The organism is Brevibacillus sp. FW306-2-1A-C05A (genome assembly GCF_058781555.1).
Window position 1 is genome coordinate 40561 of the sequence record NZ_JBYSWV010000035.1, and the last position, 7661, is coordinate 48221.

The window sequence follows — 7661 nt, forward strand, 5'->3', positions numbered from 1 at the left end:
GCAGATGAAAAAACGCGTACTCGTTACAGGGGGCACAGGCTTCCTTGGGCAAAAGCTGGTGCAGCGGCTGCACGAAGAGGGGCATGAGGTGACCGCGCTGGGGCGGGATGAAACGATCGGGCGCAAGCTGCAGGAGCGCGGCATCCGCTTTGTCCGCGCCGACATCCGGGACAGGCAGGCTGTAGCGGACGCCTGCCGCGGCCAGGAGATTGTCCAGCACGTTGCCGCGTTTTCCTCGCCATGGGGAAAGTACGGGGACATGTACGAGACGAATGTGAGCGGCACCGTTCACGTCATCGAAGGCTGCAAGCAGCACGGGATCGAGCGGCTCGTTCACGTATCCAGCCCGAGCATTTACTTTGCGTTTGCCGATGCGTACGGCATCCAGGAAGAGCAGCCGTTGCCGCGCCGATTCGCCAATACATATGCAGAGACGAAGCACCTGGCAGAGCTTGCGGTGGCCAAGGCGTACCGCGAAGGGCTGCCGACGATTACGATTCGGCCGCGCGCGCTGTTCGGGCCGGGAGACAATGCGATCCTGCCGCGGCTGATTCGCGCCAACGAGCAGAAGTACGTCCCGCTGATCGGCGGGGGAAAAGCGCTGATCGACTTGACGTATGTGGACAATGTCGTCGACGCGCTGCTGTTGTGCATGGACTCGCCCGGCAGCACGTTTGGGCAAGCTTACAACATTACGAACGGAGAGCCTGTCACGCTCGTTGACGTGCTGACAGACGTGTTCAGGCGGCTGGACATGCCGCTGCGGGCAAAGGAAGTGCCCTACTGGAAAGCCTACGCGGCCGCATGGGTGCTGGAGAGCCTCTCGCGCACCGTCCTGGGCTACCGCGAGCCTGTGCTGACGCGCTACTCGGTCGGGGTGCTCGCCAAATCGCAGACGCTGGACATTTCCAAGGCGCGGCGGGAGCTTGGCTACAAGCCGCGCGTGAGCATCGCGGAAGGGATCGACACTTTTGCAGCATGGTGGAGGACGGAGCATGGACGTTAAACTGACATGGCTGGATACGGGCTACTGCCGCCAGTTGGAGCTGTTTTCGCGCCAAGGCGGGAAGTTGAAAATGATCCGCTTCCATGCGCTCGCCGGGCTGATCGAGCACCCGGAGCACGGCCTGTGGCTGTTTGACACGGGCTACTCGCCGCGGTTTTTCGAGGCGACGAGCGCGTTTCCGTATTCGCTCTACAGCAAAATCACGCCTGTCGTCACACAGGCCGAGCAAAGCGTCCGGGCGCAGCTTGCGCGGCACGGAATCGCGGCGGACGCGGTGCAGGGCATTTTGCTCTCGCATTTTCACGCCGACCATATCGGCGGCTTGCGCGATTTTCCGCGCGCCCGGCTGTATTGCTTCGAGAGCGCCTATTTGCACGTCAAGGGCAAAACAGGCTTGGCGGCCGTGCGCGAAGCGTATTTGCCGGACCTCATGCCGGATGATTTCGAAGAGCGCGCGACGTTTGTTGACCGCATGGCGCCGACTGCTTTGCCGCAAAAGTACGCGCCCTATACGACAGGGTACGACCTGTTTGCGGACGGGAGCCTGCTCGCAGTCGACCTCCCCGGCCATGCCAAAGGGCAATTCGGGCTGTTCCTGCGCGACCGCGATCACGGCGAGCTGTTTTTATGCGCAGATGCGGCCTGGTCGAGCGAGGCGTACCGGGGCAATTTGCTGCCGCATCCGCTGGCCAGGCTCATCATGTCCGATCGCCAGGCATACCGGGATGAGCTGCACAGGTTGCACCTGTTGTCGCGCCAGTGCGCGGACGTGCGGATCATGCCGACCCATTGCGGGGAAGTGTGGGAGACGACGAGAGAGGGCGGAGATTTTTCATGGAGATCATGACGCTGCTTGGGCAATACATACGGACGAAATGGCTTGCGCGGCGCTTTTCCACGCGCGAGCAACTGGAAAAATGGCAGGATCGCCAAGTACAGACGCTGCTTGCCCGCGTGCTGCCGGCCTCTCCCTTTTACCTGAAACGGATGGGGACGCTGCGGCTCGACGAGTGGCGCAAGCTTGCGCCGATTGACAAAAAGCTGATGATGGAGCATTTTGACGAACTGAACACGCGGCGCATCGCTAAAGAAGAGGCGTTTCGCATCGCGCTTGCGGCGGAGAACACGCGCGACTTCACGCCGCAGATCAAAGGGATTACGGTCGGCCTGTCGTCGGGCACGTCCGGCAATCGCGGGCTGTTTCTCGTCGGGCCACAGGAACAGGCGAAGTGGGCCGGAACGATTCTCGCCAAAGCGCTGCCAGGGCAGCTCTGGTCCGAGCAGCGGATTGCCTTTTTCCTGCGGGCCAACAGCAATTTGTACGAGGCGGTCGACAGGCGGCGCATTCAGTTCGCCTTTTTCGACTTGCAGCATGCGCTGGCCGAACATCTGGAGCGGCTGAATCGCTATCAGCCGACTGTTCTGGTGGCCCCGGCGTCCATGCTGCGCATGCTGGCAAAAGCGCAGCGGCAAGGAAGCCTGCGGGTGTCACCTGTGAAAGTGATCTCGGTGGCGGAGGTGCTCGACCCGCTGGACGAGGCGTACATCGAGGCGAGCTTCGATCAGCGGGTTCACCAGATTTATCAATGCACGGAAGGGCTTTTGGCGGTCAGTTGCGCGCACGGGACGCTGCACGTAAACGAAGACATTTTGGTGATGGAAAAAGAGTACCTCGATGAGCGAAAAGAGCGGTTTTTCCCGATCCTGACCGATTTTTCCCGCGAGACGCAGCCGATCATCCGCTACCGTCTGAATGACATTTTGACGGAAAGGCGCACGCCGTGCCCGTGCGGTTCAATCTTCATGGCGCTGGAGTCGGTCGAGGGCCGCTCGGATGATCTGTTTTGGTTTTGGCACGAAACCGAGAACCGCCCCGTCTCGATCTTCCCGGACTTCATCCGGCGGGCGGTGATCGCCGCGTCTGCCGAGATCGAGGAATATACGGTTCGTCAACTGAGCATGGAGCAGGTGGAAGTCGCGCTGCTCGTGAACGGCGCACAGGCGGCGGACGCAAAGCGGCAAGTGCGGCAAAGTCTCGCGGCGGTCATTCGCTCGCATGGGGGAAAAGTGCCAGCGATTGACTTTGTTCCGTACCAGCTTCACTCGGGCACGAAAAAACTGCGGCGCGTGGAGAGGGTGTTTGCGTTCGATGAGCAGCAAGGACGAAATTAGGCTTTGCGAGGCACAAGAGCTGGCTCGCATGGATTGGGGGCAGCTTGAGGACGGGGAGTACGCTCGCGACTATTTGACGGCGCTTCTGGCAGATACGCCGACGCGCCACGTCCACAACGTGCGCACGCAGTTGCTCGGGCTGCTGGCAGGAGGGCGAGTCATGCCTGTGACGGTCAATGACGCGGAGTACGACAACTCGTATGTGTGCTCGCCGTACACGCACTTTGTCGCCTATGCGCGCGAGGAACTGGACATGCTGGATTCCCGGCTGTTGAAGAGGCTGTTTACCCCCGTTCTGGCAGGAGTTGGACTATGGATGAAAAGAAGCCGCTGCAATCAGATTGCGATCGTGAACAACTGGTTGTTGTCGACGAATTTGTACCACGCCTGGACGGCGGAGCAGGCCGGGGAGATTGCGCGCTTTTGCGCCAAAAAGTTCCCGCGCCACGTCATTGCTTTTCGCTCTGTTTGCCAGCGGCTGTGCCCGGAGCTGTACAGCGGTCTGAAGCAAGCGGGCTGCATCATGGTGCCGAGCCGCTACGTCTACCTGTTCCACCCGGATTGGCCGGGCGAGGGCACGTGGCGGGTGCGCAATACGCTGTCCCGCGACCGCAAGCTGCTGGCGAAATCGGGCTACCGCGTCCTGCGCCACGATGAGCTGGCGGAAGGGCAGGCAGAGCGGATCGTCGAGCTGTACAACGCTTTGTACCTGGACAAATACTCGCGGCTAAACCCGCAGTTTAGCGAAGAGTTCGTCCGGCTGGCGATGCGCAGGCGGACTTTGACTTTGATCGGACTGGAAAAGGACGGGCGGCTGGACGGGATTCTCGGCTACTTCGTGCGCAACGGAGTCATGACCACGCCTTTGTTCGGCTACGATACGAGACTGCCGAGAGAGACGGGGCTGTACCGGATGCTGTCAAGCCTGTTGGTGCAGGAGGCGGAGCGGGAAGGACTGCTGCTGCATCAGAGCGCGGGAGTGGGCGCCTTCAAGGCGGACAGGGGCGCGATCGGCGAGCCGGAGTACACCGCGGTCTACGTCAGGCATCTGCCGCCCTATCGGCGCTGGATATGGCAGGCGCTGGCCTTTTTGCTGGAGCGAATCGGGATCAGGCTGGTGGAAAAATACGAGCTGTAGCGACGGCGAACTTATACACTTCGATCCGCATCGTAACTTCCTTTGTGTACACTGACGGTATCACTTGCTACCTGTTTGCAAGAAGGAGGAAACGAGATGAATCGGTTGTGGTTCGGAATGCTCGTGGTGGTCACGACGTCGCTGATGGGCTCGTCGTTTGCGGTAGGAAAAATCGGCTTGGCCTACTTCTCGCCGCTTTTGCTCGTCGGTCTGCGCTTTACGCTCGCCGGGCTGTTGCTGGCGCTGTGGGTACGGAAAAAACCGCTCCCGAGATCGGGGCGTGAGTGGGGGCAGCTTGGTTTGATCGGCTTTTTGCAGACGGCGGCGGTCATGGGCTGTATCTTTTTGAGCCTGCGCACGATTACGGCGGGCGAGTCTTCGATCTTGACGTTCCTAAATCCGCTGCTCGTCGTCATCTGGGGGACGTTGTTTCTCAGAGTCACCTACCGGCTCTCGCAATGGCTCGGGGTGCTGATCGGGCTGTGCGGCGTGTTCATCACGCTCGGCTTTCATTTGCAGTGGGAGTCGGGGACGTTGTTCGGGCTAGGCTCGGCACTCGCCTGGTCGATTGCCACGATCCTCGTCAAACGGTGGGGCGTCCGCTTTAACGTCTGGGTGATGACGGCCTATCAAATGCTGTTCGGCGGCCTGCTGCTTCTGCTCATGGGCGTGACGCTGGAGACGCCCAAGCTGATCGTGACCACTGCTTCGCTGTTGATCGTGCTGTGGCTTGCGATCATGGCTTCCATCGTGCAGTTCGCCACCTGGTTTTACTTGCTCAGTCAGGGAGATCCGGGCCGCATCAGCGCTTTTCTGTTTCTCGCCCCGTTTTTCGGCGTGCTCTCGGGCTGGGTGCTGCTGGGGGAGGTCGTCATGTGGCACGTGTACGCCGGGGGCCTGTTGATTTTTGCGGGCATATTTCTCGTCAACTGGACGTTTGGCCCCCAAAAACAGTTGCTTGCTTCCTCGCATGCGGCAAAGGCGAAAGCGTAAGGCCTCAGGAAAGCTCGCCTAGACGCGTTCCTTGCCGCTTTTGACTTCCAAGCCAAATTCAGCGAGAAATCCGGCCGCGCCGTCCGGCGTGACGCGTACAGCCCGGCCGCCGGGAATTCTTTCGATCCAGCCTAGCTCAAACAAGCGGTTGGTCAGAGAAGCGCCGAGGCTGCCTGCGAGATGATGGCGGCGTTCGCTCCAGTCCAGGCATTGGCGGGCAAAGCGCCGTCTGCTTTTCGGGCGGGCGTCCACCTCGACGCCGAGTGATTGCAGCTTAACTTTGCCAGCTTCATTCAGCACAAAGTCTTGGCCGGATGCTTCCAAAAGCCGCAGCTCTATCATTTTTTGCGTCAGGGCGACGCCGACTTCTCCTGCGAGATGGTCATAGCACGTGCGCGCATAGCGCAACACCCGCAGTTGCTCGGACTCGCGCAACGAGCGCACAGGCACCGGGTTCGCAATCGTCAAAAGCGCCTCCATGGCGTGAGCGACCTCGGGGCTTGCCAGTCGGTAGTAGCGGTGTCTGCCATGGGATTCGCTTTGCAAAAGCCCCCCTTCGACCAGCTTGGCCAGATGGGTGCTGGCTGTTTGCGGGGTGATCCTGGCGAGGCGGGCAAGCTCGCTGGCCGGAAGCGCTTTGCCGCCCATCAGGCTGACCAGCATGGAGACGCGGGACGGCTCGCCGATCAGGGAGGTAATTTCCGCAATATTCGGGCTAGTGTTCATTTGGCGACACACTCCTTTCATTCATGATTCGATCATAAACGAAGTGTGTGTGCGAAGACAACGGCGAAAAAATGCCCGAGGCATTGGCTGCGCAATGATATTACACAACAGACGTATCGGCATCCTGCAATAATGTACTATATCGCCATTCATTTTAAGGTGTAAATTACATGAGAATCCTGAAAGGAGTTTTTCTCATGAATATTACATCTTTGCTAATTTACTGTTTTATTGTTACGTTTACACCAGGACCTACTAACATCGTCATATTGTCCACAGTGAATCATTTGGGGACAAAAAAGGCAATGGAATATACGTATGGAGCAACGATTGCTTTTGGAATCTTACTTGCTGTTTCTGGTACGTTGAATACGATGCTGGCGACGATCATCCCCAAAATTTTCATTATCATGCAGATAATCGGAACCATTTATATGTTCTATCTCGCTTACCAAATTTACAAAATGGATTCATCAGACCGAACTGTAAACCAGACCGGCCCCTTTCTGACCGGCTTCCTTATGCAGTTTTTAAATGTTTTTCCCAGCTATATCATGCCCTACTACAACGCTATGCCTGCGGTGACTCTCAGTGTGATCGCGATAACGATGATTACCTGGATTGTTTTCGGTACAATCTTCAGGCAGTTTTTACAGAAGCATAAAAAGACAGTGAATGTAATCATGGCGTTATTTTTGGTTTATGCTGCCATAATGATATGGGTGTAGGGAAGCGAAGGAAGAGGTGAACCGGGATGGACAAATTTATCTATAAAAAATCGGCAGGTATTACTGCCCTAGCGGCAAGTATTACGGAGTTTACGTATAAAAAGCATTCCCACAAGGAATATGCAATCGGTGTCACATTGCGGGGGATTCAACATTATACGTTGGATGGCAGTTTGCAATTATCGTATCAAAATGGTGTGATGCTTTTTCATCCGGAACAGGCGCATACCGGAATTTCACCATACCAGTACTTTCTTAATTGCAAGATAGAACGTGCTAAACAACTCATAGAAAAAAAGAGAGATATTTATTCAGCAGTCGCCGAATGTGGTTTTGTTGATTTGGCGCATGTAAATAAACACTTTAAAAGCGTGTATGGAACAACTGCCTTTGAATATTTGTCGCATGTGAATGGCGGAGGACGCAGGCCATGTAGATGATTGAGCGAAGTTATCTGGACGAGCGCGAATCAGTCGGCATTCGAAAATAAGGGAGGAGATTCCTGTGTCATTAAAAGTGGGAGAGGTTATCACGTTTGAACGAACTTTTACGGCAGAAGACGTGAAAGGGTTTACGAAAATTTCCGGTGATGAAGGAGTTCATCATGTTACCCCGGACGAACAGGGAAGGCTGGTCGTCCAAGGGTTATTAACTGCTACCTTGCCAACCAAAGTAGGGGGAGATTACAACGTACTCGCCCGCACGATGAATTTTGAGTTTATCAGGCCGGTATTTACGGGAGATACAATCATTTGTGAGGTCACCATTGAGCGATTTGAAAAGCAAGCGAATCGAACGGCTATTTGTGCATCCTTTTTATGTGACGGATTGTCAAGCCAAGTGCGACACTGCCTCCATGAATGATTCGTAGGCGGTCTTCCAACCCAAACACTTTCTT

General features: G+C 56.8%; 9 protein-coding genes. 8 read left to right on the forward strand and 1 reads right to left on the reverse strand.

Annotation, left to right across the window (positions count from 1 at the left end):
- Nucleotides 1-4: 4 nt before the first annotated feature.
- The 5 genes from AC3WJN_RS18815 to AC3WJN_RS18835 all read left to right on the forward strand — a co-directional run bounded on the left by AC3WJN_RS18815 (nucleotide 5) and on the right by AC3WJN_RS18835 (nucleotide 5309).
- Entirely contained in the window at nucleotides 5-1006 is a 1002-nt protein-coding gene (locus AC3WJN_RS18815) for an NAD-dependent epimerase/dehydratase family protein (protein WP_025849078.1), read from the forward strand.
- Nucleotides 996-1853 (forward strand): MBL fold metallo-hydrolase, encoded by an 858-nt coding sequence (locus AC3WJN_RS18820; RefSeq protein WP_005827454.1) that lies wholly within the window; start codon nucleotides 996-998, stop codon nucleotides 1851-1853. The genes AC3WJN_RS18815 and AC3WJN_RS18820 overlap by 11 nt, the downstream gene beginning before the upstream one ends.
- Nucleotides 1841-3178, forward strand: coding sequence for a F390 synthetase-related protein (locus tag AC3WJN_RS18825; protein ID WP_026558139.1), 1338 nt, complete (start codon nucleotides 1841-1843; stop codon nucleotides 3176-3178). Before AC3WJN_RS18820 ends, AC3WJN_RS18825 begins: the two co-directional genes overlap by 13 nt.
- Complete coding sequence (locus AC3WJN_RS18830; protein ID WP_051353958.1) at nucleotides 3156-4316, forward strand: GNAT family N-acetyltransferase; 1161 nt, start codon at nucleotides 3156-3158, stop codon at nucleotides 4314-4316. Before AC3WJN_RS18825 ends, AC3WJN_RS18830 begins: the two co-directional genes overlap by 23 nt.
- Before the next feature lie 96 nt (nucleotides 4317-4412).
- Nucleotides 4413-5309, forward strand: a complete 897-nt coding sequence (locus tag AC3WJN_RS18835; protein ID WP_433947766.1) for a DMT family transporter — start codon at nucleotides 4413-4415, stop codon at nucleotides 5307-5309.
- 18 nt (nucleotides 5310-5327) lie between these two features.
- Here AC3WJN_RS18835 and AC3WJN_RS18840 read toward each other — a convergent pair whose 3' ends face one another.
- Complete coding sequence (locus AC3WJN_RS18840) at nucleotides 5328-6035, reverse strand: ArsR/SmtB family transcription factor (RefSeq protein ID WP_122952997.1); 708 nt, start codon at nucleotides 6033-6035, stop codon at nucleotides 5328-5330.
- Nucleotides 6036-6232: 197 nt separating this feature from the next.
- Between AC3WJN_RS18840 and AC3WJN_RS18845 the strand changes: the two genes are divergently transcribed.
- The 3 genes from AC3WJN_RS18845 (at nucleotide 6233) to AC3WJN_RS18855 (ending at nucleotide 7627) form a co-directional block, all read left to right on the forward strand.
- On the forward strand, nucleotides 6233-6763 hold the full coding sequence (locus AC3WJN_RS18845) for a LysE family translocator (RefSeq protein ID WP_007780281.1): 531 nt from the start codon (nucleotides 6233-6235) through the stop codon (nucleotides 6761-6763).
- A 26-nt stretch (nucleotides 6764-6789) separates the two neighbouring features.
- Nucleotides 6790-7203: an AraC family transcriptional regulator gene (locus AC3WJN_RS18850; RefSeq protein ID WP_433947767.1), complete on the forward strand. Its 414-nt coding sequence runs from the start codon at nucleotides 6790-6792 to the stop codon at nucleotides 7201-7203.
- Between the two features lie 64 nt (nucleotides 7204-7267).
- Entirely contained in the window at nucleotides 7268-7627 is a 360-nt protein-coding gene (locus AC3WJN_RS18855; RefSeq protein ID WP_433947768.1) for a hotdog domain-containing protein, read from the forward strand.
- The last annotated feature ends 34 nt before the right edge of the window (nucleotides 7628-7661 follow it).

Coding starts and splice junctions, on each gene's coding strand:
- AC3WJN_RS18815 (WP_025849078.1), top strand. CDS start 5: ATGAAAAAACGCGTACTCGTTACAGGGGGCACAGGCTTCCTTGGGCAA.
- AC3WJN_RS18820 (WP_005827454.1), top strand. CDS start 996: ATGGACGTTAAACTGACATGGCTGGATACGGGCTACTGCCGCCAGTTG.
- AC3WJN_RS18825 (WP_026558139.1), top strand. CDS start 1,841: ATGGAGATCATGACGCTGCTTGGGCAATACATACGGACGAAATGGCTT.
- AC3WJN_RS18830 (WP_051353958.1), top strand. CDS start 3,156: ATGAGCAGCAAGGACGAAATTAGGCTTTGCGAGGCACAAGAGCTGGCT.
- AC3WJN_RS18835 (WP_433947766.1), top strand. CDS start 4,413: ATGAATCGGTTGTGGTTCGGAATGCTCGTGGTGGTCACGACGTCGCTG.
- AC3WJN_RS18840 (WP_122952997.1), bottom strand. CDS start 6,035: ATGAACACTAGCCCGAATATTGCGGAAATTACCTCCCTGATCGGCGAG.
- AC3WJN_RS18845 (WP_007780281.1), top strand. CDS start 6,233: ATGAATATTACATCTTTGCTAATTTACTGTTTTATTGTTACGTTTACA.
- AC3WJN_RS18850 (WP_433947767.1), top strand. CDS start 6,790: ATGGACAAATTTATCTATAAAAAATCGGCAGGTATTACTGCCCTAGCG.